The sequence below is a fragment of the Cryobacterium sp. SO2 genome (assembly GCF_026151165.2).
Lineage (GTDB): Bacteria > Actinomycetota > Actinomycetes > Actinomycetales > Microbacteriaceae > Cryobacterium.
Genome location: NZ_CP117849.1, coordinates 1,758,875 through 1,785,341, shown reverse-complemented (window position 1 = coordinate 1,785,341; position 26,467 = coordinate 1,758,875). Strand labels below are relative to the sequence as shown.

Sequence of the window (26,467 nt, the reverse complement as noted above, 5' to 3'; positions counted from 1 at the left end):
GCCGGGCGCACCCAGACACCCCCCGTGCGGACCGTCGTGATCGGCGGCGGAATCGCCGGACTGGCCAGCGCCGCGCTGCTGGCCAGGGAGGGCCACCAGGTCACCCTGCTCGAGGCGCACGACACCCTCGGCGGACGGGCGGGCTTCTGGGAGTCAGACGGTTTCCGCTTCGAGACCGGGCCGTCCTGGTACCTCATGCCCGAGGTGTTCGAGCACTTCTACCGGCTGATGGGCACGAGCGCCGCCGAGCAGCTCGAGCTCACCCGGCTCGACCCCGGCTACCGGGTGTTCTTCGAATCGGACACCGACCCGGTGGACGTGCGCGCCGACCGCGCCGACAACATCCGCCTGTTCGAGAGTCTCGAACCCGGTGCGGGCGCCCGCCTGGAGACCTACCTGGCCAGCGCCAAGGAGACCTACGACATGGCCGTGGACAGGTTCCTGTACACGAGCTTCGCCTCGTTCAAGCCTCTGCTCGTGCGCGACGTGCTCTCCAGGATGGGCCGTCTCGGCCGCCTGCTGCTGCAGCCGCTGGACAAGTTTGTCGCCGGCTACTTCCGGGACCCGCGGATCCGCCAGATCCTCGGCTACCCGGCCGTGTTCCTGGGGTCCTCCCCCGACCGCACCCCGTCGATGTACCACCTGATGAGCCATCTCGACCTGGCCGACGGCGTGCTCTACCCGCAGGGCGGCTTCACCCGGCTGATCGAGAGCATCGTGGACCTGGCCCGGGCGGCCGGCGTGACCATCGAGACCGGCGCCACCGTGCAGGCCATCCGCTCCGGGCCCACCCCGGCCGGCCGGCGCGCCAAGGCCGCCGTTGAGGGCGTCACCTACCTCAACGCGGCCGGCGAGACCGTGCGGCTGGATGCCGACCTGGTCGTGTCGGCCGCCGACCTGCACCACACCGAAACCGAGCTGGTCGAACCGGCCAAGCAGACCTACCCGGAGCGGTGGTGGCAGAAGCGCACCTCCGGCCCCGGCGCGGTGCTCGTGCTGCTGGGCGTGAGCGGAGAGCTGCCCAAGCTCGCCCACCACACCCTGTTCTTCACCGAGGACTGGGCCGACAACTTCGATCGCATCTTCGGCGCGGAAACCTCGGTGCCGAACCCGGCCTCGTTCTACGCCTGCCTGCCCAGCGCAACCGACCCCGGCGTCGCCCCGGACGGCGCCAGCAACATGTTCCTGCTCATCCCGGTGCCCGCTGACCCGGGCATCGGCCACGGCGGCATCAACGGAGCAGGGTCGGCGACCGTGGAGGGCATCGCGGACGCCGCCATCGGCCAGCTCGCCGAATGGGCCGGCATCCCCGACCTCGCCGAGCGCATCGTGGTGCGCCGCACCATCGGGCCGGCGGACTTCGCCGACGACCTCAACTCCTGGAAGGGCGGGGCGCTCGGACCGGCGCACACGCTCAAGCAGAGCGCCTTCTTCCGGGGCACCAATGTGTCCTCGCACATCGACGGCCTCTACTACGCCGGCGGTACAACAATCCCCGGTATCGGCCTGCCGATGTGCCTGATCAGTGCCGAGATCCTGCTCAAGCGGATTCGCGGTGATGTGAGTACGGGGCCGCTGCCCGAACCGAGTCGCGCAGTTCTGCGCTGATGCTCGGTGTCGCGTACCTGCTCGCCCTGCTGGTGTCGCTGACCGGGATGGTCGTGCTCGACCGCCGGTTCGGGCTGTTCTTCTGGCGTGCACCCCGTGCCGCGGCCGTTGTGCTCGTGCTGGGGGTGCTGTTCTTCCTGGCCTGGGATCTGATCGGCATCAGCACCGGCATCTTCTACCGCGGCGAAACCTCGTTCATGACCGGCCTGCAGATCGCCCCCGAGCTGCCGGTCGAAGAGGTCTTCTTCCTGACCTTCCTCTGCTACCTGTTCATGAATGCCCTGCAGGGCGCCCGGATGCTGCTGGAGCGGGGGCGCGCGTCATGAGCTACCTCGGACTGAACGCCGTCTTCCTCGGCCTCGCCGCGGTGGTGGCCGCGATTACGCTCTGGCGCCGGCCGGCCTCGAGGCGCCTCTACGCGGCATCAGCGCTCGCGCTCGTCGCCGTGCTCGTGCTCACCGCGGTGTTCGATAACATCATGATCGGGGTGGGACTCGTCGCGTACGACCCGGCCCTGATCAGTGGAGTATTCGTGGGGATAGCGCCCGTGGAGGACTTCGCATATCCGGTGGCCGGCGCCCTGTTGCTGCCGGCCGTCTGGGCGCTGCTCGGCGGCGACACCCGCCGAGCGCCACATCGCGCAGCACGACCCGCGGCACAGTCAGCGGCAGAACCCGCAGAAGGACAGGACCCATGACCGAGGCGATTCACCCCACCGGCCCGACCGGACTCGGTCACACGGTGCGACAGGTGCTGCTCTCCTCTCGTCCGCTCAGCTGGATCAACACGGCCTTCCCGTTCGCCGCCGCCTACGTCGTGACAACCGGCCGGGTCGACGCCCTGCTGGTGGTGGGCACTCTGTTCTTCCTGATCCCCTACAACCTGCTCATGTACGGCATCAACGACGTGTTCGACTACGAGTCCGACCTGCGCAACCCGCGCAAGGGCGGCGTCGAGGGCGCCATGCTCGACAGGGGCCTGCACCGCACGGTGCTGGTCTCCGGCGTCGCAACGGCCGTGCCCGTGCTGGTGTGGATGCTCGTGCTCGCCGGGGCGAACCCGTGGTCGTGGCTGGTGCTGGCGGTGAGCCTCTTCGCCGTGGTCGCCTATTCGGCTCCGGGCCTGCGCTTCAAGGAGCGCCCGGTGCTGGACTCGGTGACCTCGAGCGTCCACTTCGTGAGCCCGGCGGTCTACGGCCTCGCCGTGGCGGGGGCCCTGGTGACACCCGACCTGGTGGCGCTGCTGGCCGCGTTCTTCTTCTGGGGCATCGCAAGCCACGCCTTCGGCGCGGTGCAGGATGTCGAACCCGACAGGCAGGGCGGCATCAGCTCGATCGCCACGGCCTTCGGCGCCGCACAGACCGTGCGCCTGGCGATCGGCTTCTGGGCGCTGGCCGGGCTGCTCATGCTCGTGACCGACTGGCCGGGGCCGCTCGCCGCGCTGCTCGTGATTCCCTACATTCTTGCCGCCTGGCCATACCGGTCGATCAGCGACGCCGACTCCGAACGGGCCAACAACGGCTGGAAGCGATTCCTGCGACTGAATTTCTTCACCGGCTTCCTGGTGACGATGCTGCTCATCCTCTGGGTCGTGCTGCGCTGACGACCTGCCCGTGCCCGCGTAGAGTCGAGGCATGGAATTGCTGAGCGCTCGGGTGGACAGCTGGGCCTGGGCGGTGCGGATGTACAAGACCCGCTCCCAGGCGACAGCGGCCTGCCGGGCCGGGCACGTCCGGGTGAACGGCGAACGCGCCAAATCCGCCCAGGCGATCAAGCCGGGCGACGAGGTGCGGATCCGGGCCAACGGCTTCGACCGGGTGCTCGTGGTGTCGCGGATCATCGTGAAGCGGGTGGGCCCGAGCGTGGCCGCCGAATGCTTCGTGGACAACACCCCGCCCCCGCCGCCGCGCGAGGAAGTGGCCCTGGTGCCCATGCGCGACCGCGGCGCCGGCCGCCCCACCAAGCGCGAGCGCCGCGAGATCGAAGAGCTGCGCGGGCACTGAGCTGCGTGGCCTGAACTGCGCCGGCACAGAACTGCGCCGGCACTGAACTTCGCCGGCACTGCCTCGTGCTGCGCCGGATCACTCCGGCGGCAGTGCAACCGGCGGCACCAGGCTGCCCACCTCGGTGCGCACCCACCAGTCGTGGCTGACGCGGCGTTCGGCCGGGCTACTGAACCTGTACAGGAAGATCCGGGCACGCACGTACCGGGGCGGATGCCCGCCGAACGGGTTGTGCGCCAGCATCCGCAGCGTGGCCCTGTCGCCCTGCAACAGCCGGGCCAGGAACACCTCGAACCAGCGGGTGTCGCGCGAACCGAGGGCCAGGAACCACATCAGCCAGTCCAGCCGCAGGTGGTACGGCGCGAACTGGCCGGGCACCCTGGCCACGTCGCCGGGCTTGCCGCGGAACTCGTAGGCCCGCCAGGCCGTGGCGTCACGCGGGTCGATGGAGTCGCTGCCTTCCACGATGATCTCGTAGCGCTCCTTCGTGACGGTTCCGAACGCGCCGTAGGCGTTCACCAGGTGGAACGGGTTGAAGCTGGCGTTCATGAGCTGGCGGCGCCGCAGCAAGTTGCGTGCCGGCCAGTAGCTGAGCACCACCAGCAGCACCATCACGGCGAGCACCACCACGACGAACCACAGCGGCTGCTCCCCCGCCGCCGGTACCTCGGCCGGCACCGACCTCAGCGGCGGGACGACAAGGCCGCCCAGCCACCGGAAGGATGCGTCGTCGACGGCCGCGACGGCCAGCACGATGGTGATCCAGTTGAGCCAGGCGAAGTTGCCGGTGAGCACCAGCCAGAGCTGGCTGAGCACGATGATCCCGGCCGCGACGGAGGCCACCGGTTGCGGGGCGAAGAGCAGGAACGGCGCCCCGAGCTGCACCGCGTGGTTGGCCAGCACCTCGCCGCGGTGGAACCATCTGGGCAGGTGGTGCACGAACCAGCTGACCGGGTTGGGCATGGGCTGGGTCTCGTGATGGTAGAAGAGCGCGGTGAGGTCCCGCCACTCCCGGCCGCCGCGCAGCTTGATCAGTCCGGCGCCGAACTCCAGCCTGAACACCAGCCAGCGCAGGAACACCAGCACCGGCACCGGGGCGGCGACGGCATCCGAGCCCAGGAACGCCACGATGAAGCCCGCCTCGACCAGCAGGCTCTCCCAGCCGAACGAATAGAAGGTCTGCCCCACGTTGACGATCGACAGGTAGCCGGAGAACAACAGCAGGAAGACCAGCATGGGCAGCCAGGCCGGGCCGAGTTGGGGCAGGCCGAGCACAACGGTGGCGGACAGCCCGATCCCCGACCAGGCGACCAGGCGCAGCAGGCGGTCCGAGTACCGCCACTGGAACAGGCTCGGCGCCCGCCGGAACGGCACCACCTGTACGAAGCGGCGCACCGGCAGCAGCCCGTTGTCGCCCAGGAGCGCGGGGAACTGAGCGAGAGCCGAGACGAAGGCGATCAGGAAGACGGCGGCGATCCCCCGCTGCACCACCTGGCGGGCGATGTCGTAGTCGTCAGTTCCGAACCAGTCCATGCTCTCGACCACCCTAGGCTCGCCCGCTACACCCAGCGAGGTGAGAATCTGTTGACTTCACGGGCTAAACCGGTATAGGTTGTTCTAAACCGGTTCAGGCCCGTCGTTCAGGCTCGTCTGCGACAACCACGCCGGTCCCGCCATCAACGAGGAGGCTCCATGGATCTGCCCGAGAGTGCGACCACGGAACCGACCACGAGGGACCCGACCAAGGTGACCATCGCGGATGTGGCCAAGGCGGCCGGGGTGAGCAAGGGGCTGGTCTCCTTCGCGCTCAACGACCGGCCGGGGGTTTCCGCCGAAACGCGCACGCGCATCCTGCAGATCGCCCAGACCCTGGGCTGGACACCGTCGCTACGGGCCAGGTCGCTCTCGTCGAAGCGCTCGTTCGCGCTCGGCCTCGTCATCGCCCGCGATCCAGAGGTGCTCGGGTCCGACCCGTTCTTCACCTCGTTCATCGCCGGCGTCGAGACGATCCTCGCCCCGGAGGGCCTGGCGCTGGTGCTCAGCGTCGTGCCGGACGAGCCGACAGAGCTGCACACCTACCGAACCCTGGTCACCGACGGCCGCGTCGACGGGGTCTTCCTCAGCGACCTGCGCCGCGACGACGCGCGCATCCCCTGCCTGGCCGAACTCGGCCTGCCGACCGTCACCCTCGGCCGCCCCGACCAGCCCAGCCCGTTCCCGTCGGTGTCGATCGACGACACCCATGGCATCACCGAATCGGTGCGCCACCTGGTCGGACTCGGCCACCGGCGGATCGCCCACGTGGCCGGCAGCGCCGCCATGCTGCACGGCAGCCGACGGCGTGACGCCTTCACTCTCGCCATGCGCTCGGCCGGGCTCGGCGACGGCCAGGTAGTGGAGACAGACTTCTCGATCGCCGACGGCGCCGACGCCACCCGGCGCCTCTTGCGCCAGAGCGAACCGCCCACCGCCATCGTCTTCGCGAGCGACCCCATGGCCATCGCCGGCATCGGGGTGGCCCAGGAACTCGGCGTGCGGGTGCCTGAGGACGTCTCGATCACGGGATTCGACGACATCGAATTCGCCAGGTACGTCTACCCGGCGCTGACCACCGTCGGCGCCACCCCCATGGTCTGGGGCCGCGCCGCCGCGACCACCCTGCTCGGGCTCATCCGGACCGGGAGCGCCGACGACGTCGAGCTGCCCGCCGCCCGGCTGATCGTTCGGGGCTCGGCGTCCACCCCGGCGCCGCGCTGAGACCGGGCGCCCGCCGCGGCGCCCCGCTAGAGACTTGCCGCAGCAGAGCCGCTGCGGATTCAAGAATGGAGAATCACATGTCCAGCCGTAGTCGCATGCAGATCAACACCCGAAAGAACAGGCGGCTCCTCGCCGCCGCCGCCACCTCCGCCGCCATGATCGTCACCCTCGGCGCCTGCTCCAGCGGGGGCAGTGCCGGAGGCGCAGAATCCCGCGGTGACATCACCATCTGGTACTCCAACAACGAGACCGAGATCGCCTGGGGCAAGCAGATGGTCTCCGCCTGGAACGCCGACCACCCGGACGAGCAGGTCAAGGCCCAGGAGATCCCGGCCGGCAAGAGCAGCGAAGAGGTCATCGGTGCCGCCATCACGGCAGGCAACGCACCCTGCCTGGTCTTCAACACCGCCCCGGTGGCCGTCCCGCAGTTCCAGAAGCAGGGCGGCCTGGTCGACCTCAGCAGCTTCGAGGACGGCGCCGCCTACATCGAGGAACGCACCGGCGAGGCCTCCTCGCAGTACCAGGATGCCGATGGGGCGTATTACCAGATGCCCTGGAAATCCAACCCCGTGATGATCTTCTACAACAAGGACATGTTCACCGCCGCCGGGCTCGACCCGGAGAACCCGCAGCTGGCCACCTACGATGAGTTCCTCGCCACCTCCCGCACCCTGGTGGAGAGCGGCGCGGCGCCGAACGCCATCTACCCGGCCCCGACCAGTCAGTTCTTCCAGAGCTGGTTCGACTTCTACCCGCTGTACGCGGCCGAGACCGGCGGCAGCCAGCTGATCGAAGACGGCGAGTCCACCTTCAACGACGCCGACGGCGCCGCAGTGGCCGAGTTCTGGAAGACCCTCTACTCCGAGGGGCTCGCCGGCAAGGAGCAGTACCAGGGCGACTCGTTCGCTGACGGCCAGGCCGCCATGTCGATCGTCGGCCCGTGGGCCGTGTCGGTCTACAAGGATGCCGTGAACTGGGGCGCGGTTCCCGTTCCCACCAGCGCCGGCACGCCGGCCGAGGACACCTACACCTTCAGCGACGCCAAGAACGTGGGAATGTTCACGGCCTGCGAGAACCAGGCAACGGCCTGGGACGTGCTGAAATTCGCCACCAGTGAGGAGCAGGACGGCCAGCTGCTCGAGCTGACCGGCCAGATGCCGCTCCGCGCCGACCTCACCACCGTGTACCCGGACTACTTCGCTGCCAACCCGGCCTACGAGCAGTTCGGTGACCAGGCCTCGCGCACCGTCGAGGTGCCCAACGTGGCCAACTCGGTCGCCGCATGGCAGGCCTTCAGGGACGCGTACACCAAGGCCGTCATCACCGGTGACGGCGACGTCGCCGGCTCCCTGGACGACGCGGCCGCCAAGATCAACGACCTGATCGCGCAGCCGTAGAGATCATGTCCACCCTCACCTCGAACAGGCGCCCTGCCGCCAGGCCCTCGACGCCTGGCGGCGGGGACGCCCGCCCGCGCCGGAAGCGCCAGCTGCTGGGCAAGAACCCGTTCGGGCTCCTGCTCAGCGCTCCCTACCTGATCTTCGTCCTCGCGGTCTTCGCCTACCCCCTGGTGTTCGCGTTCTGGATGTCGTTCCACGACTACTTCTTCGCCGCCCCCGGCGCCCAGGTCGACCGGCCCTTCGTCGGGCTGGCCAACTTCCAGGAGGTACTGAGCGATCCCGCCGTCATCCGCTCGTTCGGCAATGTGGGCATCTTCCTGCTCATCAATGTGCCGCTCACCGTGGTGCTGTCGCTCGTGCTGGCCAGCGCCCTGAACAAGGCGGTGCGCTTCCGCACCTTCCTGCGGGTGTCGTACTACGTGCCGTACGTCACGGCATCCGTGGCCGTCGTCGGAGTGTGGATCTTCCTGTTCAGCGGCAACGGCCTGGTCAACCAGATCCTGGGGCCGCTGGCGCCGGACCCGGCCTGGTTGATCAACGAGCAGTGGGCGATGCCCACCATCGCGATCTTCGTCACCTGGAAGGGCCTGGGATTCTTCATCCTGCTGTACCTGGCGGCCCTGCAGAACGTGTCGGAGGAGCTTTATGAAGCAGCGGCGACGGATGGTGCGGGCAAGATCCGCAGCTTCTTCTCCGTGACGGTGCCGGGAGTGCGCCCGGCGACAGTGCTCGTGCTGCTGCTCTCGACCGTCACCGGCGCCAACCTCTTCACCGAGCCCTACCTGCTCACCGGCGGCGGCGGCCCGAACGGCGCCTCCTCCTCCCCCGTGCTGATCATGTACCAGCGCGGCATCGAGCAGGGCTCGCCGGACACGGCGGCCGCGATCGGGGTCATCCTCGTGATCGGCGTCCTGATCCTCGCGTTCATCCAGCGCAAGTTGGCCGGGGGTGACGAGTCATGAGCCGCACACGCTCTGCCGACTCCCGGAGTACCGACGTGCCCGACCGCACCCACCGGGCCGACGGCATGAGCCGCGGGCAGAACATCCTGCGCGGCGTCGTGCTGCTCGTCGGTGCCCTGGTCTTCCTGTTCCCGTTCTACTACATGGTCATCGGCTCGTTGCAGACCAAGCCGGACCCGACCATCGCGGGAGCCTTCCCCAACCCGGCGAACCTGACCCTCGACAACTACGCCGACATCAACGGCCGGATCAACCTGCTGCAGGGGTTGCTCAACTCGGGCATCTTCACCGGCGGCGTGATCCTCTGCACCGTCGTGTTCGGCGTGCTGGTGGGTTACGCCCTCGCCCAGCTGCAGTGGCGCGGCCGCGGGGTCACCTTCGCGCTGGCCCTGCTGGTGCAGGTGGTGCCGTTCCAGCTGCTGATGATCCCGCTCTACGTCATGATCGCCAGGGACTACGGCCTCGCCGACAACTACCTGGGCATGATCCTGCCGTTCGCCATCAACTCGACGGCGGTCATCATCTTCCGGCAGTACTTCCTGCAGATCCCCCGCGAGCTGTTCGACGCCGCCCGCATCGACGGCGCCGGAGAACTGCGCATCCTGCGCCGGATCGCGCTGCCGCTGGTGCGGCCCGCGCTGCTCACCGTGGTGCTGCTGACCTTCATCGGCCCGTGGAACGAGTTCCTCTGGCCGTTCCTGATCACCAAGGAGGCGTCGCTGCAACCGCTCGCGGTCTCACTGGCGAACTACCTCAGCAACGTGGCCGCCACGGCGGCCAACCCCTTCGGAGCCATCCTGGCCGGCGCCTGCGTTCTGGCCGGCCCTGCTGTGCTCCTGTTCATCCTGTTCCAGCGTCACTTCGTCTCGAGCAACATCGGCTCGGGCGTGAAAGGTTAGCCATGCGCACCGCGACAACATTCCCGTACACCCTCACCCGGATGGGCGTCATCATGACGCCGGAGCCCGGCAACGAGCTAGAGGCCGAGGGGGTGCTCAACCCGGCCACCGGCCACGGTCCAGACGGCACCCTGTACCTGCTCCCCCGCCTCGTCGCCACCGGCAACGTCTCCAGGGTGGGCCTTGCCCGGGTGATCATCGAGAACGGCGTGCCGACGGGCGTCGAGCGTGAGGGCGTCGTGCTCGCCCCCGACCGCGGCTGGGAACGCGGCGCCAACAACGCCGGCGTCGAAGACCCGCGGGTGACCTACGTGCCGCGCCTCGGCCTGCACGTGATGACCTATGTGGCCTACGGGCCGCTCGGGCCGCGCACCGCCGTCGCGATCTCCGACGACCTGCGCGAATGGCGCCGCCTCGGCCCCGCCCTGTTCGCCTACGACGACGACCTCGACATGGACCTCAACCTGTTCCACAACAAGGACACGGTCTTCTTCCCCGAGCCGGTCACCGCGCCGGACGGTGTGGAGAGCTTCGCCGTGCTGCACCGGCCCATGTGGGACCTGGGCGAGACCCGGCCGGGCGAGGGCATCCGCGTGCCCGCCGGCGTCACCGACCAGCGGCAGAGTATCTGGATCAGCTACATCCCGGTGGCCGAGGTGCTGGCGGATGTCTCCGCGCTCACGATGTGGCGCGGGCACCGGTTCCTGGCCGGACCCGAGTACGCCTTCGAGGAGCTCAAGATCGGCGGCGGCCCGGCTCCCCTGCGGGTGCCGGAGGGCTGGCTGCTGCTGCACCACGGCGTCACCGGGGTCATCACGAGCGCCTTCGACCAGCAGCAGAAGGTGAACTACGCCGCCGGCGCGATGATCCTCGACGCCGACGACCCCACCATCGTGCTGGACCGCACCACCGAACCGCTGCTCAAGGCCGAGACGGCCGACGAAACCAGCGGCATCGTGCCCAACGTGGTGTTCCCCACCGCGATCGAGGAGATCGAGGGACAGCTGTACGTCTTCTACGGCATGGCCGACTCGAAGATCGGCGTGGCCAGGCTCGACCGCCGCGCGGCCGAATAGCCCGGCTCGCGCGGCAACTGTTCCCCGTTCGGACAAATGGTCCCGGTGCGCCGGGCGCATTTGTCCGCACGGGGAACAGTTAGTCGGGGAACAGTTAGTCGGGGAACAGGCGCGCGGGAGCGGCTACTGGGGCGGCAGGGGCTCGGGGAGCAGGCCGAGGCTCGACTTGAGCTGGGCCGCCAGGGTCTCGTCGTCCCGGCCGACGGCGATGTTCGCCTCGAGGTTGGCCTCCGTGACGGCCTTCAAGATCTCGGCCCGCTGGATCGAGATACCCCGGGGGCGTCGACGCCGAGGCGGATGCTGTCGCCGCGAACCTCGAGCACGGTGATGACGATGTCGTCACCGATGAGGATCTTCTCCCCCTGTTTGCGCGTCAGAACCAGCATCCGCTCAGCCTATCGCGATCGGGTTCGGCGGCCCGGCGGGCCCGGCGGCGGGTTCCCGGCCCGCATCCCCGGTCAGTTCCCCGGCCAGTTCCCCGCGCAGTCCTCCGGCCAGCTGCCCGAGCGAATCTCGGGCCGAGGGCGCGAGCCAGCCGATCGGAAGGCCGAGCTCGCGCACGGTGCCCGGCGTGGCCGTGCCGTCGACACCGAGCACCGCGACGGCGTCGATCGTGAGGGACGCCCCGACGTCCCGCACCCAGCGCGCGGTGTCGGCGGGTTTGCGCCCGGCATCGACCACGACCCAGACCTGGTCGGCGCCCAGGGCCACCAGGGCGGAGGACATCGTCGCTGTCAGCGCTGACAGGGCGGCGCCGTCCCTCCGGTCAGGCAGAGGGCAGGCCACGAGCACGCTCCGGCCGCTCTGCACTCCCCGTGCTCGCGCCGCGAGGGCCGCGCGCCGGTCGCCGGGCCGCTCACGGCCGGACAGGAGCTGCGCCGCGTGACCGGCCGACATCAGCCGGGCCGCCTCGACAACGTCGGAGGGCGGCCCGATCAACAGCACCAGGTCGCCGGACCCGGTCAGCAGGCCGGGGTGACCAGCGGTGAGCGCCGGAGGGACCTCGGCCGGGAGCATCGCTGAATCGGGCAGCGCGCCCGCACCCCCGGTGGCGCCGGTCGGTGCGGCCGGTGTCGCGGATATCGTCGGGGCCGCCGGGGCCGGGGAGGTGGCGAAGGTGAGCTCGTCCATCAGCCGCGCGAAGTCCGGGCTCGCCGTCGACGGGACGTCCTGCGGCGCCGGCCTCGGCGCCGCCGTGCCCGCAGCTGTGCCCGCAACTGTGCCCGGCGCACTGCCCGGCGCCGCCGGTGCGGCCTGGCCGGCCAGCTGCGCCTCGGTCTCGTCTGCGGCGTCCAGCAGGGCGGCAATGCCGAGCCTGGTGCTCAGCTCGCTCCTGGCGTGCGCCGCCCGCCGGCGTTGCGGGGAGACCGATTCAGGGGTGTGCACGTCCACGACCTGCACCTCAACGGTCACCTCGACGTGCCGCCGGGCGAAAAATCCGCGGATGCCGCCGACGGTCACCTGTTCTGCCGCGACGATGCGAGCGGTGTCGCCGTGCTCGGCACGTACCCTGGCCTGCAGCTCGGACAACGAGGTGCCCTCAAGCCGAAATCGTTTCGCTTCCACGTACCACCCCCACGGTCTCGATGGCCACCCGCGCCGAGGTGACCTCGTCGTAGGACAACACCGGCACCCCGCCGGACTGCGCAGACACCAGGCGGCGGATCGCCGGGCGGAGCGTAGGAGCGCAAACCAGCACAGCAGTCAGGCCGGCCGCCTCGACCGTGGCGATGGCGCCGCGCAGCGAACCGAGGATGGCGTCGATCGTGACCGGGTCGAGCAGGATCTGACTGCCCTGCTCCGCGGGCCGCATGCCCTCGAGCATGCGCTGCTCGAGGCCGGGTTCGATCATGATCACCCGCAGCACCGCCCCGTCGAGGTACAGTGCCGTGAGCGCGGGCCCGAGGGCCTGGCGGGCCGCTTCGATCAGGCCTTCGGCGTCGGTGGAGACCTTGGCCCGCACCGACAGGGCCTCGTAGATGCGCGGCAGGTCGTTGATCGGGATCTGCTCCCCGAGCAGCCCCTGCAGCACCCGTTGCACCTCGGCGAGCGAGAGCAGGCCCGGAATGAGGTCGTCGACGGCCGACGGGCTCACCTGGCGCACGCCATCCGTGAGCACCCGCACGTCTTCGCGGGTGAGCAGGCGGGCGGCGTTGCCAGAGATCACCGAGGACAGGTGCGTGACGAGCACCGACACCCTGTCGATCACGGTGGCGCCGGCCATCTCGGCGCGCGGACGCATCTCGCTCGGCACCCACTTGCCGGCCAGGCCGAAGACCGGTTCGACCGTCGCCGTTCCCGGCAACGCGTCGAGGGCGTCGCCGAGAGCGAGCACCTTTCCGGCCGGCGCGACTCCGCGGCCCGCCTCGACGCCGGCGATGCGGATCGAGTAGGTGGACGGCGGCAGGTCGACGTTGTCACGGGTGCGCACCGGCGGCACGACGATGCCCAGGTCGAGGGCGATCTTGCGGCGGAGGGCGCGCACCCGGGCGAGCAGGTCGTCCGACGCGCCGGACACGAGGTCGACCAGGTCGGGCGCCAGCTGGATCTCGAGGGCGTGCACCCGCATCTGTTCGATGAGTTCCTCTGCGGTGTCCGAGCGGGGTGCCAGGCCTTCCATGGCGGCCGATGCGGCCCGGCCGGCCTGCGCCTTGGCCTCCGCGCCCTTGATGCGCTGGGCGATGAGCAGGAGCGCGCCGCCGACGACCACGAACGGGATCACCGGCATGCCGGGGATGAGCGACATGGCGACGGCGGCCGCGCCGGCGATCATCAGGGCGTTCCGGGACTGGGTGAGCTGGGCGGAGGCCGTGGCGCCGATGTCGGACTCGGCGTTGGACCTGGTGACGATCATGCCGGTGGAGACGGCCATCAGCAGGGCGGGGATCTGGGTGACCAGGCCGTCGCCGATGGTGAGCAGCGCGTAGGTGTTGAGGGCGTCGCCGACCTCCATGCCACGCTGCAGCATGCCGATCGCGATGCCGCCGATGAGGTTGATGATGATGATGATGATTCCGGCGATGGCGTCGCCCTTGACGAATTTGGATGCTCCGTCCATGGCACCGTAGAAGTCGGCCTCGGCGGAGACCTCTGCGCGACGGTCCTTGGCCTGCACGTCGGTGATCAGGCCGGCGTTGAGGTCGGCGTCGATGGCCATCTGCTTGCCCGGCATGGCGTCGAGGGTGAACCGGGCTCCGACCTCGGCGACGCGCTCGGCGCCCTTGGTGACGACGACGAACTGGATGACCACGAGGATCAGGAAGATCACCGCGCCGATGATGATCGAGCCGCCGACGGCGACGTGCCCGAAGGAGGCGATCACCTGGCCGGCGTAGCCCTCGCCGAGCACGAGCCGGGTGGAGGCCACGTTGAGGCCGAGCCGGAACAGCGTGGCGACCAGCAGCAGCGAGGGGAACACCGAGAAGTCCAGCGGCTTCTTCACGAACATTGTCGTGAGCAGCGTCACCAGGGCGAGCAGGATATTGACGATGATGAGGACATCGAGCAGCCCGGCCGGGATCGGCACGACCAACAGCATGATGATGCCGACCACCCCGATGGGCACGGCGAGTTTGGAGAGGGTGCTGTTCACTTAGGTGGCCTCCGACAGGCGAGTGGACTGGGTCCGCATGGGCTGGGACTGCGTGGACGGGGATGGCGCGGGCGCGGGCGGGGTCATGGTGTGCACGCCGGCCCTGGAGCCGCGTGCCTTGAGGGCGAGCACGAATGCGAGCACCCGGGCGACGGCGTTGTAAAGCTCGACCGGGATCTCCTGGCCGAGCTCACAGGCGCTGTGCAGCGCCCGGGTGAGCGGGATGTCCCTGACGATGGGCACGGTGTCGGTCTCGGCCTGCTCGCGGATGCGGGCGGCGATCACCCCGGCTCCCTTGGCCACGACCCTGGGCGCAGACTTGCCCGGTTCGTAGCGCAGGGCGACGGCGAAGTGGGTGGGGTTGACCAGGACCACATCGGCGGTGGCGACGGCCGCGATCATCCGGTTGCGGCTCATCGCCAGTTGCCTGGCCCGGCGCTGCGAACGGATCAGCGGGTCACCCTCCGAGCTCTTGTGCTCGTCGGTGACCTCCTTCTTGGTCATCCTGGTGCGCTTGCGGTTGCGCCGCATCACGACCATGACGTCGGCCGCCGCCAGCACGAGACCGGCGATCACCGCGGACTGCACGAGAGCGGCGGTGCCGTCGCGGGCGGCGCCGATCAGCACGGTGACGGGCAGCCCGCCCGCCGTCATCAGCACCGGGGTGAGGCCCTGGATGACCATGGTGAGCACAACCCCGACGACGATGGTCTTGGCCAGCGCCTTCACCCCCTGCCAGAGCGCCTGGGTGCCGAAGGTGCGCGCGAGGCCCGTGACCGGGTTGAACTGGTCGTACTTGCCGGCGAACTTCTTCACGTGGATGCCGCCCTGGGCGACGGCGGCGACGAGAACCGCGACGCAGACCACCGTGAGCATCGGCGTGAGGATGCCGCCCATGGTGCCCAGTCCCTCGCCCAGCAGCTGCAGGGCCCGCTCGGGGTCGGGGTTCGCGGCCACCGCGCGGATGTCGAAGAGCTGGGCCCGGCCGGCGGCCGCTCCGGCCTCGATGGTCATGGGCATCATCACGGCGGCAGCGCCGATGCCGACCCATGCGGTGAGGTCCTGGGAACGGGCGAGCTGACCCTTTGACCGCACCTCGCGCATCCGCTTGTCTGTGGCCTGTTCGGTACGTTCGCCGGAGTCTGACATTTAGCGCACCCCCCACATGCCGGCGACGGCGTCGTCGGTGAGCGACGCGACGATGCCGGGCAGGGCCATGAACCCGGCGGCGCCGAGGGTGAGGGTGATCAGGATCTTCAGCGGGAAGCCGAGCGCGAAGGCGTTGAGGGCCGGGGCCACCCTGGTGAGCAGGCCCAGGCCGGCATCGGCGAGGAAGAGGACGACGATGAGCGGGCCGGCGATCTGCACGGAGGCGAGCAGCATCTGGCCGACGGCCGCTGTGATCGACTCCATCGGCACGGCGAGGTCGATGCCGCCGCCCACCGGCAGCGCGGCGAACGAGCGGGCGAGTCCGCCGAGGATCAGCTGGTAGCCGCCGGAGGCGAACAGGAGTGCCAGCGCGGTCATCTGGTAGAGCCGGGTGAACTGGGCGCCGTTGACCATCGACTGCGGGTCGAAGCCCTGCGCGAGCTGGAAGCCGCCGAACAGGTCGATGAGGTTGCCGGCCGATTGGATGGCGGCGAACACCACGAGCACCAGGAAGCCGAGGACCCCGCCCACCACGATCTCCAGGATGAGGGCGAGGATGAAGCCGCCGGTGTCGGGCGAGGCGTAGCCGGGCACCACGCGAGGCGCAACGGCCAGGGCCAGCCCGATCGACAGCATGCCCTTGATACGCAGGGGGAACGCGTTGAAGGAGAACGGCGGCGCGACGACCAGGAACGCCACCATGCGCACACCGGCCAGCATCACGGCCTCCAGCCAGGTGAAGTCGATGGTGATGTTCACCTAGCCGCCGCCGATCAGGCCGGGGATCTTGTCGAACAGGTTGGTGGTGAACGAGACGATCTCGGAGATCATCCAGTGGCCGCAGATGAGCATGGCGGCGCACACCGCGATGGCCTTGGGCACGAAGGAAAGCGTCACCTCCTGGATCTGGGTGATCGACTGCACGAGGGAGATCGCGAAGCCGACGACCAGCGCGGTGATCAGGATGGGCGCGGCGAGCTTGGCGGACACGATGATGGCCTGCAGCCCGATGTCGAGCACGGCGTTGGAGTCCATCAGCCACCCCGATAACTGTTGACCAGGGTCGTGATGATCAAGCCCCAGCCGTCGACGAGGATGAACAGCAGGATCTTGAACGGCAGCGAGATCATCACCGGCGGCAGCATCATCATGCCCATCGACATCAGCGCCGCGGAGACGACGAGGTCGATCACCAGGAACGGGATGAAGATCACGAAGCCGATGATGAACGCGGCACGCAGTTCGGAGATCATGAAGGCGGGGATCAGGGTGAGCAGCGACACCGCGGCGGGGTTGGCCGGGTTGGGCTGGTCGGAGGCGCGCACCATCAGGGCGAGGTCTTCCTCCCTGGTGTGCGCGAGCATGAAGGTGCGCAGAGGCTCCGACCCCGTGTTCACGGCGTCGTCGAAGGTCATCGTGCCGTTGAGGTAGGGCTGCAGGGCATCGGTGTTGATGTCGGTGAGCACGGGCGCCATGATGAACAGCGACAGGAACAGGGCCAGGCCCGCGAGGACCTGGTTGGGCGGGATCGACGGCAGCGCGAGGGCGTTGCGGGTCATCGCGAGCACCACGAAGATCTTTGTGAACGAGGTCATCATCAGCAGCAGCGCCGGCGCCACCGACAGCAGGGTGATGCCGATCAGGGTCACGATCGCCGACGACGGGGCGCCATCCGGCCCGTTGATCTCCACGGTCAGCCCGGTGCCCGGAGTGGCCGCAGGGGTGGGCGTTGCGGGGTCGGTGGGAGCGATCGGCTCGGTGGGCGCGAGCGCGGTGGCGTGGCTCGCGGAGGAGACCAGCAGCACCAGGGCCGCCACGATGACCAGGACGAGCGCCGCCATCAGCACCAGGCGCGCCACCCGGCGGCGCCGTTCACTGGCCGCCGCCGGGCTCCGTTGGCCGAGCGGGCCGGGCCGGTCCGGGGAAGCGAGGGCGGCGGTCACCGGCCCTGCCGCAGCATCGCGGCGGTCTGCTGCCAGGTGGACGGTGACAGGATCGATCCGGCCAGGCGCGGCGGGTGGCTGCGGTCCCGGCGCGGCCGGAACGCCAGCGGCGGCTCCGGCTCTGACTGCGCAGTGACGTCGTCGCCGGTCGTCGCGGCGTGCAGGGAGCGTTCGAAGGCCGTCGCCGAGGTCGCGGGCACGGCGGCGAGGGCGGCGGGTGCCGGCTCGCTGCCGTGCAGCACGCTGATGGACTGCTCGGTGACGCCGAGCACGAAGCGGCGACCGTCGACATCCACCACCACAACGGATGCCTTCTGGCCGAGCCCCTGACGGCCCACGACCGTGACCACGTTCGTGGCCCGGGCGCCGGAGCCGCGGCCCAGGCGTCGTTGCAGCACCCAGAGCAGCCCGAGCACGACGGCCAGGGACAGCACCACTCTGAGGACCACGACGACGGCGTCCACCTAGGTCAGGCTCTCGGCGACGTCGAGGATCTGGGTGATGCGCACGGCGTAGTCCTGGTCGACGACGACGATCTCGCCGTGGGCGATCAGGCGGCCGTTGAGGAGGATGTCGGCGGGCGAGCCGACCGAGCGGTCGAGTTCGACGACGGCGCCGGGTTCGAGGGCGAGGACATCGCGCACAGTCATACGGGTGCGACCGATCTCTACCGTGAGAGCCATCTCCACGCTGTTGATACGGCCCAGGTTGCCCATCACGGCCTGATCGGAGCGCTGAGCCGCTGCGGTGCTGCGGCGCAACCTGATCGCGAACCAGCCCACGGTGACGCCGTCGCCGACCAGGTCGAAGACCACGGTCTCCTGGTCGTGGAACAGCGTCGTGGCGTCGTCGACCCTGGCGTCGCCCAGCACGCCGAGCCCCAGGGTTCCCGCGGCCTGCTCGAGGGCCGGGCGCAGCACGTCGTCCCGGGAGACGAGCCCCGACTCGGCGCCGGCTGCCGCGTCGAGCGCGGCCGGGTCGGCCAGCAGCACGGCGAGGTCGGCCGAGGTCGCGCCGACGAACGATGCCAGCACAGCACCCGCCAGCGACACCCCCGACCGCTCAGCGGAGGCACCGGAGCTGCGCACGGCAGTGAGCAGGCTGGGTGTGGGCAGCACGGTGAGCAGCGCCTGCACCGCCGCATCGGCGCTGGTGTCGATGGAGCCTGTGTTCACGTGCGCGGACTGCGCGGGGCTTCGAAGCGTCATGGCGTCTTTTCCTCGGTATCGATGATGATGCAGGCCAGTCGGGAGCCTGTGGAGCCGACCGCAGCGCGGGCGAGGGTGCGGCCATCCACAACGACGTCGAGCGGGCGGTGGGTGGGATGCGGGATCGGCAGCACGTCGCCGACGGCCAGGGCCAGCACGGCGCTGGGCAGCACCCGCGCGTGCGTGAGCCGGAGTGACACGTCGACGGGCACCCAGCCGAGCTGGGCCCTCAACAGGTCGACGGCCGGGATCGGCGAGGGCACGGGACCGGGCTCGCCCAGCTGGGGCAGCAATGCCTCGGCCGGCACGGCGAGGGTGGCGGCGGTGGTGTTGTCGCCCACCCTGATCACGAAGGTCGCCACGATCATGAGGTCGGCGGTCGCCGCCGCCTGCGCGAACTGGGAGTTGTACTGGATGCCGCCGACCGCGATGGGCAGGGTGAGCAGGCCTCCCAGCGAGTAGCGCAGGTCTTCGAGCGCGTCGTCCATCAGCCGGCGCACCAGGGCCTGTTCGATCTGCGTGAACGGGCGCTCAGGCGGTGCGGGGGTGCCGGTACCACCGAGCATGTGGGTGACCCAGGACAGCGCAGCGGCCGACGGGAACTGGATGACGGCCTGCGCGTCGAGCCCCTCGAGGGCGCACAGCACCATGGTGGTGGTCGCCGGGAGGGACGCGGCGTACTCGTCGTAGCCGCACATGAGCACCTGCTCGCAGGTGACCTGGGAGATCACCCGAACCTGGGCGGTCAGCTGGGTGCCCCACTGCCGGGCGAAGGTCTCGAACGCCAGCTCGAGCACGCGGGCGTGGTCGCGGGCCAGCGTCGTCGGGCGGCTGAAGTCATAGACCTCCACCGTGCGCGCCGGTTTTCCGGGCACGCCGGTGCTGATGTGTTCCTGGACCGTCACGACTGGCACTATCGGCCGGTTGCGAGCGGATGTTAGCGGCGCGGCCGAATCAATCCGGTGGGAATCGATCGGGCCGGTTGGTGGCTCAGTGCCCGGTGCTCACCGTGCCCGCCGGAGTCGTGTCTGCCGGGGTCGTGTCTGCCGGAGTCGTCTCTGCCGGGGTCGTCTCCCCCGGATCGGTTTGCACCGGCGCCGGGGTCTCCTGCACTGCGGTGCCGTCCAGCACCGACGGGATCAACGCCCGCACGCTGTCGGGCTGGTTGGACAGCAGCACCACGTCGACCCGGCGGTTACGGGCCATGGCAGCGAGGTCGTCGCCCTGATCCACCGGACGGGCCGAGCCGTAGCCGATCGCGCCGATGCGTTCCTGGGCCACACCGGTGCGCTCCACAAGGTGCCGCAGCACCTGGGTGGCCCTGGCGCTGGAGAGCTCCCAGTCGGTCGGGTAGTTGATGGTCACCCCGTGCCGGTCGGCGTGTCCCTCCACCGACACCTCCCGCCCGGTTCCGGCCAGGATCGGTCCGATGGTGTCGAGAACCGACACGGCCTGCGTGCTGAGGGTCGCCACGTTGGGTTCGAAAAACGTTTCGGAGCCGACCAGGCCCACCGAGAGCCCGCGTTCGTCGATGGTGAAGTCCACGAGATCGGCGAGGCCGGCCGCCGCGAGGGCGGCCTCCATGGCCGCCTGCACCGCGGTGAGGCTGTCCACCTCCGCCAGGGCGAGATCGAGGTCGCTGAGTCCGACGTCCTCGGCCGCGGGCGTGTCGACGAGGTCCGGCGGCACCACGATGCCCTCTGCGGTGTCGACCATGCCCACGTCCACGGCGCCGAACCCGGTGGCCAGCGAGTTCTTCAACTGCACGAACTTGGCCTCGTCGACAGTCGACATGGCGAAGAGCACGATGAACATGCACATCAGCACGGTGACCATGTCCATGTACGACGCCATCCAGCGCTCGTCGACGTGTTCTTCGTGTTCCTCGTCGAGGCCCCGCCGCCGGCTCCGACCGCGTGCGCTCACGCCGCCTTCTTGAGCGGCTTGGCGGGGTCTGATGCCTTGGCCGACTTCGACCCCTTCGCGGACTTCGCCGACCCCGCGGGCACCATGGCCTGCAGCCGTTCGCCGAGCAGCCGCGGCTGGCTTCCGGCCTGCACGGCAAGGGCGCCCTCCATGAGCAGGGTCATCCGTTCGGCTTCGATGTCGGAGAGCCGCTTGAGCCTGTTGCCGATCGGCAGCCAGAGGAAGTTCGCGCTCAGCAGCCCCCACAGGGTGGCGACGAAGGCCGCGGCGATCATCGGGCCCAGGGTGGACGGGGTGTCCAGGTTCTCGAGCACGTGGGTGAGGGAGATGACGGTGCCGATGATGCCGACGGTGGGCGCGTAGCCGCCCAGGCTGGTGAAGAACTTCGCGGCGTTGCGGCTGGCCTTGGTGCGGGTCGCGATCTCGTCTTCGAGCAGCATCCGCAGCTCGTCGCCGTCGGTGCCGTCGGCGATGTTCTGCAGGGCACCGCGCAGGAACGGGTCGGAGACGGCGTCGGCCTCCTGCTCGAGCGCGAGCAGGCCGGCGCTGCGGGCCTTCTCGGCGAGGCCGACGACCTGGTCGATCAGCTTCTGCGGCGGAGTGGTCTTGCCCAGGAACGCGCCGGGGAGGGCCTTGATCGCCTGCACGGTGTCGCGCAGGGTGCCGCCGGCGATGCCGACGGCGATGGTGGCGCCGAAGACCAGCACCATGGGGGCGGGCAACAGGATCGCGGTGACATGCGAGCCCTCGATGGTGATCATCGCGAACAGGGCGCCGAATGCGAGAACGATGCCGATCAGGGTGGCGGGATCCATTACATCCTCCGGGGACGCAGGAGGACGACGGCGTCCGGTCGGGTGTCGGGGTCGTCGGCCGCGTCGGTTCCGGCGCTGTAGGCCAGGCCGATCACGTGGGCCCGATAGGCCGCGATCTTCTCGATCACCTCGGCCAGGCTCTCGGTCACGATGAATTTGGCGCCATCCACCATGACGAGCGTGGTGTCTGGATTGACATGGATGCGCTCGATGAGATCAGGGTTGATCGCGAACTGACTGTCGTTCAGCCTGGTTACAACGATCATGGACCCGTCCCTGGTTCCCGGACGGCTCCAGCAGCCGTCGACAACCACTGTCGGCCGCTCCCTGCGTTGCGTTAGGGGGCGACCGGTGGGCGATCGGCAGGCAGGCTAGAACGCGGTGATGTTTTCGCCGCCCTCGACGACCGTCACGGCGAATGGCGCGCTGACCGATGGCGTGCCGACGGCGGCCATCCCCGCCTGACGGCTCGCCGCATCGGGACCGGTGACCGTCACCACGATCATGCCCGGATACTCAGTGGGGTCCGGCCCGACCATGAACAGAACAGCAGGCATCAGATCCGCCTCGACCAGCGCATCGGTGACCGTGCTCCCCACCGCGCTCGCGGCTGCCTGGTACTCGGCGGCGGTGAAGCCCAGGTCCTCGATGGTGGAGTACGGCAGGCCGGTCTCATCGAGCGCAGTGATCGCTCCGACCGGTGCGTCGCCGGTGAAGCCGATCGTGAAGGTGCGGGAAGGACCGAAATAGGCGAGTGCGTAGTCGTCGTCGAATTCGGTCTCGATCACACTTGCGGCGTCGCCGAGCGGCTTCTGATACAGAGCCCACTCCACCTCTTCCGGCGAGTAGTCCACCTCCCCGAGGGTCACGCCCGGGTAGATCTCCCGTGCCATGAGCGAGTCGTGATCGGAGGGGAGGTCCGCCCCAGCGTGCTCGGTCACGCGCCACGTCACCTCCGCGTCGCTGGCCTCGCTAGGGCTCGGAAACTGCGCGAGTGCCACACCCAGGCAGAGGGCTCCGGCGGCGAGGATGGCCCCGGCCCGAATACCCCGGGTCACTGCCGTCTCCAGGTGTGCTCGGCGCCTGTTCGCTCCTGCTTCCATACAGCGAAGCTAGCCGCCACACCTGCCGAAAGCAAGACATCGAAATGCCAGATCATCGACTGAATCAAGCGGAGACGAATCGCACACCCAACACACGGGCAGGAATGGCCCGGTGTGAGACCTCCGGCTCACGACTACGTCAAAAAAGTTCTCCACAGGCTGAGTATTCCTCACACAAACCTTCGTAATCGGGCTACATTCGTGGCATGACAATCCAGTCGAGCATCGCAGACACGTTCGCCGCTTCCGGCGACGATGCGCTGCTGGATGCCGCGGGCGAGGTGGCCCGGTTGGGCTCCTGCAGCGCCGACTACGACCGCTTGTCGGATGCCGCGGCGCTGGCCGGTCAGCGGATTTTGGCGCAGGCGCAGCATGAGTTGGATACCCGTAAGGCATGGATGGCGAAGACTCTCGCGCAGCGCTCCCGGTGGGAGTTGGGCCAGGACGGGCTCGCTCAGCAGCAGGGTTTCCGCTCGCCCGAGGACCTGATCCAGAAGTTGACCGGCAGCACCCGGGTCGAGTCCCGCAAGCTCGTGGGCGTAGGCCGGATGCTCGCCGAAACCGAGGAAGCCGATGCCCGGCAGGCCGACGCCGACGCTGAAGCGGCGCGCCGGCTGGTCGACGAGGCACTCGACCCCGCGTCGGACCGTGAGGCCGGGGACACCCTCGACCTGGTCGCTCCCCTGCTTCCGCCGGCGCCGTGGCACGCGCCGATCTCCCGGGCCGTGAACGACGGCACCCTCTCGATCGATGCCGCCCACGCCCTCCGCACCGGCCTGGGCGACATCGACACCGTCGTCACCGGCCCGGTCCTCGCGACCGCGGTAGCCGACCTGCTCGCCGAAGCCCCATCACTGAACGCCGACCAACTCCTCAAACGGGCCCGACAGACACGCGACAGCCTCGACGAGGCCGGCATCCGGGTGCGCGAACAGAAAGCCTGGGACGACCGCTACCTGCACATCTGGACCCTCGACACCGGCCAGGTCCGCATCGACGGCCTCTTCCCCCCGGAACAGGGCGAATTCATCAAAGCCACCTTCGACAGCCTCACCAGCCCCCGCCGAGGCGGCGTGCGCTTCGTCGACACCGACCGCGCAGCCTGGGCCACACGAGTCCAGAACGACCCCCGCACCACCACCCAGATCACCTGCGACGGCTTCGTCGACCTCCTCACCGCCGGCACCACCGTCAACCCCCACGAGATGCTCGCCGGCCGCCGCCCCGCCGTGCAAATCCTCACCACCCACACCCCGGCCGGCCACGGTTACATCGAGGGCAACAACGCGCCCGTCTCCCCCGAAACCATCGAACGCCTCATCTGCGACTCCGGCACCATCGACATCACCTTCGACCAACTCGGCCGGCCCCTCGACGTCGGCCACGAACAACGCCTCTTCAACCGAGCCCAACGCCGCGCCCTCGCCGCCCGCGACGGCGGCTGCCGATGGCCCGGCTGCGACCGCCCACCCGCCTTCACCGAAGCCCACCACATCGAACACTGGCACAGAGACAACGGCCGAACCGACATCAACCAAGGCATCCTGCTCTGCCGCACCCACCACCTCCTGCTGCACAACCAACACTGGCAAATCTTCGAGAACACCGGCCACTACTGGCTGCGACCACCCACCACCATCGACCCCGGCCAGGAGCTCATCGAGATGCCCAGCCACACCCAGCCACGACTCACCTAAGCCCCAGCCGCTGAGCGAGCTTGTCGAGATCCACCGAAATGGTGCACGTTCGCGACGCGTCCCCCGAGGTCTCGACAAGCTCGACCAACGCGGGGGTCGCCACCATCCGCTGATCGAGTTTGTCGAGATCCCGCGACATGGAGCACATTCGCGAGCAAGGTCGCCAGGTCTCGACAAGCTCGACCAACGCGGGGGTCGCCACCATCCGCTGATCGAGCTTGTCGAGATCCCGCGACATGGAGCACATTCGCGAGCAAGGTCGCCAGGTCTCGACAAGCTCGACCAACGAGGGGCGGAACCTTCCGCAGGCGCCTCACGAGGTCTACTTCGACAGGCTCAGCACGGCGTCGACACGCTCGACCGACGTGCGGGGCGCCACCATCCGCTGATCGAGCCTGTCGAGATCCCGCGAGATGGGGCACGTTCGCGAGCAAGGTCGCCGGGTCTCGACACGCTTGACCAACGGGAGGGGAACCCTCCGCAGGCACCGTGCGGGGTTAGCGCTTCAGGTTGGTGAGCTCCTGCAGCACCTCGTCGGAGGTGGTGATGATGCGGGCGTTCGCCTGGAACCCGCGCTGGGCGACGATGAGGTTGGTGAACTCCTGCGACAGGTCCACGTTCGACATCTCGAGCGCACCGCCGGTGAGGGAACCGAGGCCGGTGGACCCGGGAGCGCCGAGTTCGGCCGTGCCGGAGTTGAACGTGGCCCGGTAGCCGTTCGAGCCGGTCTTCTCCAGGCCGCCCGGGTTGGAGAACGTGGCCAGGGCGATGCGGCCGAGCGCCTTCTGCTCGCCGTTGCTGAACAGGCCCACGAGGGTGCCGTCAGGGCCGAACGAGTAGGACTCGAGCGAGCCGGGTGCACTGCCGTTCTGGCTGGTGACCGACGCCGTGCTCAAGCCGGCCAGGCCGGTGAGGGCGGACAGATCGATGTCGATGCCGTTGACGGAGAGGCTCGCACCCGTCGTCGTGAGCTTGCCGTCGGTGAAGGCGAGGGTCGTGGTGTCGCCGGCCGCGCCGTCGGCAGCGGCGACGTTCCAGCCACCGGCCCCGGTGCTGGTGAAGGTGAGCGACACCGTGCGGGCCGCACCGGAGGCGTCGTAGACCTTGATGTCGCGCACCAGCGACGTGCCGGATGCGGCGTCGGACGGCAGGTTGCCGCCCATGATCGCCGACGTCGTCACGTCACCCGCGATGACGGTGTCCACCGGGAGCGACAGGTCCCCGATCGCGCCGCCCTCGTTCACGACGCCGTCCACGGCTCCCCAGCCCTGCACGATTGCGCCGGACGGGGTGACCAGACGCCCCGCCGAGTCGAAGTCGAACGACCCCGCCCGGCTGTACACCGTCTCGCCGCCCTCCTGGGTGACGAAGAAGCCATCCCCGGAGATCAGCATGTCGGAGGCCTTGCCGGTGGTCTGCGATGAGCCCTGAGCGAAGTTGGTGGCGATGCCGGCCACCTGCACGCCGAGACCCACCTGCGCCGGGTTGCTGCCGCCGGATCCGTCGGTCGGAGCGGCGGCGCCCTGGCTGAGCTGCGACAGGGTGTCCTGGAACTGGGTGGCCGAGGCCTTGAAGGCAGTGGTGTTGACGTTGGCGATGTTGTTGCCGGTGACGTCGAGCATGGTCTGGTGGGCGCGGAGACCCGAGATGCCGGAGTAGAGGGAACGAAGCATGAGAGCTGCCTTTCGTGAGGTGACGCGGGAGGTGACGCAGAAGACGGTGGATTCGGCGAGGATTCGGCGAGATTCCGGGTGGTGCGGATGGCTTGCGGGCGAGTGGCTGGCTCGCGGAGAAGGCCGGCCGGGTCGGCCAGTCGGATCAGCCGGTCGGGGCGGCCACCCCCGAGATCGCGTCGAGGGCGACGCTGACGGTGCCGACAGTGACCTGGGGAACGGTGCCGGCGTATGACACCGCGGAGACGAGGCCGGTGACGCTCGCACCGGCGGCATCCGTGTAGGTGACGCTCTGGCCCACGAGCGCGGCCGCGGCCGTGCGCATCTGCAGCGAGAAGTTCTCGTCGGCAGTAGTCGACAAGGCAGTGAGCTTCTCCATCATGGCCAGCTGAGTGGTCTGCGAGATCATCTGATTGGTGTCCATCGGCGAGCTCGGGTCCTGGTTGCGCAGCTGGGCAACGAGCAGCGACATGAAGGTCTCGGAGTCGAGGGTCTGCTTGGGCGTGCGCACGGCTGTCGTGGAGTAGAGGCTGGCCCCAGCCGTCGTGTCGGCTGCGGCGGTGGAGACTGTACCGACGGCATCGATGGTCATGGGATCTCGTTTCTGCTGGGCTGGATGGATCGGGGTGACGTCAGTTGCGCTGGTGCGGCGGGTGG

Annotated in this window: 31 protein-coding genes; 12 read left to right on the top strand and 19 right to left on the bottom strand. The window is 69.3% G+C overall.

From position 1 onward, the window contains the following. Positions 1-24 precede the first annotated feature (24 nt). Genes crtI through BJQ94_RS08195 form a run of 5 tightly spaced genes read left to right on the top strand, consistent with a single transcriptional unit; the run spans position 25 to position 3,610 of the window. Positions 25-1,608, top strand: coding sequence for a phytoene desaturase family protein (gene crtI, locus BJQ94_RS08215; protein ID WP_275875585.1), 1,584 nt, complete (start codon positions 25-27; stop codon positions 1,606-1,608). Next, complete coding sequence (locus BJQ94_RS08210) at positions 1,608-1,934, top strand: lycopene cyclase domain-containing protein (RefSeq protein WP_265399975.1); 327 nt, start codon at positions 1,608-1,610, stop codon at positions 1,932-1,934. Before crtI ends, BJQ94_RS08210 begins: the two co-directional genes overlap by 1 nt. Further along, entirely contained in the window at positions 1,931-2,305 is a 375-nt protein-coding gene (locus BJQ94_RS08205) for a lycopene cyclase domain-containing protein (RefSeq protein WP_265399976.1), read from the top strand. Before BJQ94_RS08210 ends, BJQ94_RS08205 begins: the two co-directional genes overlap by 4 nt. Next, a complete protein-coding gene (locus BJQ94_RS08200) occupies positions 2,302-3,210 on the top strand; it encodes a prenyltransferase (protein ID WP_265399977.1) in 909 nt (302 codons plus the stop codon). Before BJQ94_RS08205 ends, BJQ94_RS08200 begins: the two co-directional genes overlap by 4 nt. A 31-nt stretch (positions 3,211-3,241) precedes the next feature. Further along, complete coding sequence (locus BJQ94_RS08195) at positions 3,242-3,610, top strand: RNA-binding S4 domain-containing protein (protein WP_134640319.1); 369 nt, start codon at positions 3,242-3,244, stop codon at positions 3,608-3,610. 78 nt (positions 3,611-3,688) lie between these two features. On the opposite strand, the gene BJQ94_RS08190 is transcribed toward BJQ94_RS08195, so the two are convergent. Further along, positions 3,689-5,143, bottom strand: a complete 1,455-nt coding sequence (locus BJQ94_RS08190; protein ID WP_265399978.1) for a lipase maturation factor family protein — start codon at positions 5,141-5,143, stop codon at positions 3,689-3,691. Positions 5,144-5,302: 159 nt separating this feature from the next. On the opposite strand from BJQ94_RS08190, the gene BJQ94_RS08185 reads away from it, so the two are divergent. The 5 genes from BJQ94_RS08185 to BJQ94_RS08165 all read left to right on the top strand — a co-directional run bounded on the left by BJQ94_RS08185 (position 5,303) and on the right by BJQ94_RS08165 (position 10,704). After that, on the top strand, positions 5,303-6,367 hold the full coding sequence (locus BJQ94_RS08185; protein ID WP_265399979.1) for a LacI family DNA-binding transcriptional regulator: 1,065 nt from the start codon (positions 5,303-5,305) through the stop codon (positions 6,365-6,367). A 77-nt stretch (positions 6,368-6,444) separates the two neighbouring features. Further along, positions 6,445-7,764, top strand: coding sequence for an extracellular solute-binding protein (locus BJQ94_RS08180; RefSeq protein ID WP_265399980.1), 1,320 nt, complete (start codon positions 6,445-6,447; stop codon positions 7,762-7,764). Positions 7,765-7,769: 5 nt separating this feature from the next. Then, complete coding sequence (locus BJQ94_RS08175; RefSeq protein ID WP_265399981.1) at positions 7,770-8,729, top strand: sugar ABC transporter permease; 960 nt, start codon at positions 7,770-7,772, stop codon at positions 8,727-8,729. Between the two features lie 65 nt (positions 8,730-8,794). After that, a complete protein-coding gene (locus BJQ94_RS08170; protein ID WP_265400048.1) occupies positions 8,795-9,628 on the top strand; it encodes a carbohydrate ABC transporter permease in 834 nt (277 codons plus the stop codon). 2 nt (positions 9,629-9,630) lie between these two features. Next, a complete protein-coding gene (locus tag BJQ94_RS08165) occupies positions 9,631-10,704 on the top strand; it encodes a glycosidase (RefSeq protein WP_265399982.1) in 1,074 nt (357 codons plus the stop codon). Between the two features lie 123 nt (positions 10,705-10,827). Here BJQ94_RS08165 and BJQ94_RS08160 read toward each other — a convergent pair whose 3' ends face one another. From BJQ94_RS08160 to BJQ94_RS08090, 15 genes are all read right to left on the bottom strand, one after another. Continuing rightward, positions 10,828-10,950, bottom strand: a complete 123-nt coding sequence (locus BJQ94_RS08160; protein ID WP_275875584.1) for a hypothetical protein — start codon at positions 10,948-10,950, stop codon at positions 10,828-10,830. Further along, positions 10,947-11,090 (bottom strand): carbon storage regulator, encoded by a 144-nt coding sequence (locus BJQ94_RS08155; protein ID WP_275875583.1) that lies wholly within the window; start codon positions 11,088-11,090, stop codon positions 10,947-10,949. Before BJQ94_RS08155 ends, BJQ94_RS08160 begins: the two co-directional genes overlap by 4 nt. Before the next feature lie 4 nt (positions 11,091-11,094). Then, positions 11,095-12,270, bottom strand: coding sequence for a hypothetical protein (locus BJQ94_RS08150; RefSeq protein ID WP_265399984.1), 1,176 nt, complete (start codon positions 12,268-12,270; stop codon positions 11,095-11,097). After that, a complete protein-coding gene (locus BJQ94_RS08145) occupies positions 12,245-14,242 on the bottom strand; it encodes a flagellar biosynthesis protein FlhA (RefSeq protein ID WP_265400049.1) in 1,998 nt (665 codons plus the stop codon). Before BJQ94_RS08145 ends, BJQ94_RS08150 begins: the two co-directional genes overlap by 26 nt. Before the next feature lie 54 nt (positions 14,243-14,296). Further along, positions 14,297-15,445 carry an EscU/YscU/HrcU family type III secretion system export apparatus switch protein gene (locus tag BJQ94_RS08140; protein ID WP_265399985.1) on the bottom strand — a complete coding sequence of 383 codons (1,149 nt, stop codon included), beginning with the start codon at positions 15,443-15,445 and terminating at the stop codon, positions 14,297-14,299. Next, the gene (locus tag BJQ94_RS08135; protein ID WP_265399986.1) at positions 15,446-16,204 is read right to left on the bottom strand and encodes a flagellar biosynthetic protein FliR; all 759 of its coding nucleotides are present in this window, start codon (positions 16,202-16,204) and stop codon (positions 15,446-15,448) included. It lies immediately after the preceding gene. Further along, positions 16,205-16,480 carry a flagellar biosynthesis protein FliQ gene (fliQ, locus tag BJQ94_RS08130; RefSeq protein WP_265399987.1) on the bottom strand — a complete coding sequence of 92 codons (276 nt, stop codon included), beginning with the start codon at positions 16,478-16,480 and terminating at the stop codon, positions 16,205-16,207. It lies immediately after the preceding gene. Next, entirely contained in the window at positions 16,480-17,286 is an 807-nt protein-coding gene (fliP, locus tag BJQ94_RS08125) for a flagellar type III secretion system pore protein FliP (RefSeq protein WP_265400050.1), read from the bottom strand. The genes fliQ and fliP overlap by 1 nt, the downstream gene beginning before the upstream one ends. Before the next feature lie 98 nt (positions 17,287-17,384). After that, the gene (locus BJQ94_RS08120) at positions 17,385-17,852 is read right to left on the bottom strand and encodes a flagellar biosynthetic protein FliO (RefSeq protein WP_265399988.1); all 468 of its coding nucleotides are present in this window, start codon (positions 17,850-17,852) and stop codon (positions 17,385-17,387) included. Beyond that, positions 17,853-18,596: a flagellar motor switch protein FliN gene (gene fliN, locus BJQ94_RS08115; RefSeq protein WP_265399989.1), complete on the bottom strand. Its 744-nt coding sequence runs from the start codon at positions 18,594-18,596 to the stop codon at positions 17,853-17,855. After that, on the bottom strand, positions 18,593-19,501 hold the full coding sequence (locus tag BJQ94_RS08110) for a flagellar motor switch protein FliM (RefSeq protein ID WP_265399990.1): 909 nt from the start codon (positions 19,499-19,501) through the stop codon (positions 18,593-18,595). The genes fliN and BJQ94_RS08110 overlap by 4 nt, the downstream gene beginning before the upstream one ends. 85 nt (positions 19,502-19,586) lie before the next feature. Then, complete coding sequence (locus BJQ94_RS08105) at positions 19,587-20,522, bottom strand: flagellar motor protein MotB (RefSeq protein ID WP_265399991.1); 936 nt, start codon at positions 20,520-20,522, stop codon at positions 19,587-19,589. Further along, positions 20,519-21,337, bottom strand: coding sequence for a MotA/TolQ/ExbB proton channel family protein (locus tag BJQ94_RS08100; protein ID WP_265399992.1), 819 nt, complete (start codon positions 21,335-21,337; stop codon positions 20,519-20,521). The genes BJQ94_RS08105 and BJQ94_RS08100 overlap by 4 nt, the downstream gene beginning before the upstream one ends. Then, the gene (locus BJQ94_RS08095; RefSeq protein WP_265399993.1) at positions 21,337-21,603 is read right to left on the bottom strand and encodes a flagellar FlbD family protein; all 267 of its coding nucleotides are present in this window, start codon (positions 21,601-21,603) and stop codon (positions 21,337-21,339) included. Before BJQ94_RS08095 ends, BJQ94_RS08100 begins: the two co-directional genes overlap by 1 nt. A gap of 105 nt (positions 21,604-21,708) precedes the next feature. After that, positions 21,709-22,278, bottom strand: a complete 570-nt coding sequence (locus BJQ94_RS08090; protein WP_265399994.1) for a hypothetical protein — start codon at positions 22,276-22,278, stop codon at positions 21,709-21,711. A 368-nt stretch (positions 22,279-22,646) separates the two neighbouring features. On the opposite strand from BJQ94_RS08090, the gene BJQ94_RS08085 reads away from it, so the two are divergent. Next, entirely contained in the window at positions 22,647-24,137 is a 1,491-nt protein-coding gene (locus BJQ94_RS08085; protein ID WP_275875582.1) for an HNH endonuclease signature motif containing protein, read from the top strand. Here BJQ94_RS08085 and BJQ94_RS08080 read toward each other — a convergent pair. Further along, the gene (locus BJQ94_RS08080) at positions 24,130-24,375 is read right to left on the bottom strand and encodes a hypothetical protein (protein ID WP_265398396.1); all 246 of its coding nucleotides are present in this window, start codon (positions 24,373-24,375) and stop codon (positions 24,130-24,132) included. The genes BJQ94_RS08085 and BJQ94_RS08080 overlap by 8 nt on opposite strands. Between BJQ94_RS08080 and BJQ94_RS08075 the strand changes: the two genes are divergently transcribed. Further along, positions 24,374-24,526, top strand: coding sequence for a hypothetical protein (locus BJQ94_RS08075; protein ID WP_265398397.1), 153 nt, complete (start codon positions 24,374-24,376; stop codon positions 24,524-24,526). The two genes, BJQ94_RS08080 and BJQ94_RS08075, sit on opposite strands and share 2 nt — an antisense overlap. Positions 24,527-24,634: 108 nt before the next feature. Here BJQ94_RS08075 and BJQ94_RS08070 read toward each other — a convergent pair whose 3' ends face one another. Next, a complete protein-coding gene (locus BJQ94_RS08070) occupies positions 24,635-25,810 on the bottom strand; it encodes a flagellar hook protein FlgE (protein WP_265398398.1) in 1,176 nt (391 codons plus the stop codon). A gap of 145 nt (positions 25,811-25,955) precedes the next feature. Beyond that, complete coding sequence (locus BJQ94_RS08065) at positions 25,956-26,402, bottom strand: flagellar hook capping FlgD N-terminal domain-containing protein (protein ID WP_265398399.1); 447 nt, start codon at positions 26,400-26,402, stop codon at positions 25,956-25,958. Positions 26,403-26,467 lie beyond the last annotated feature (65 nt).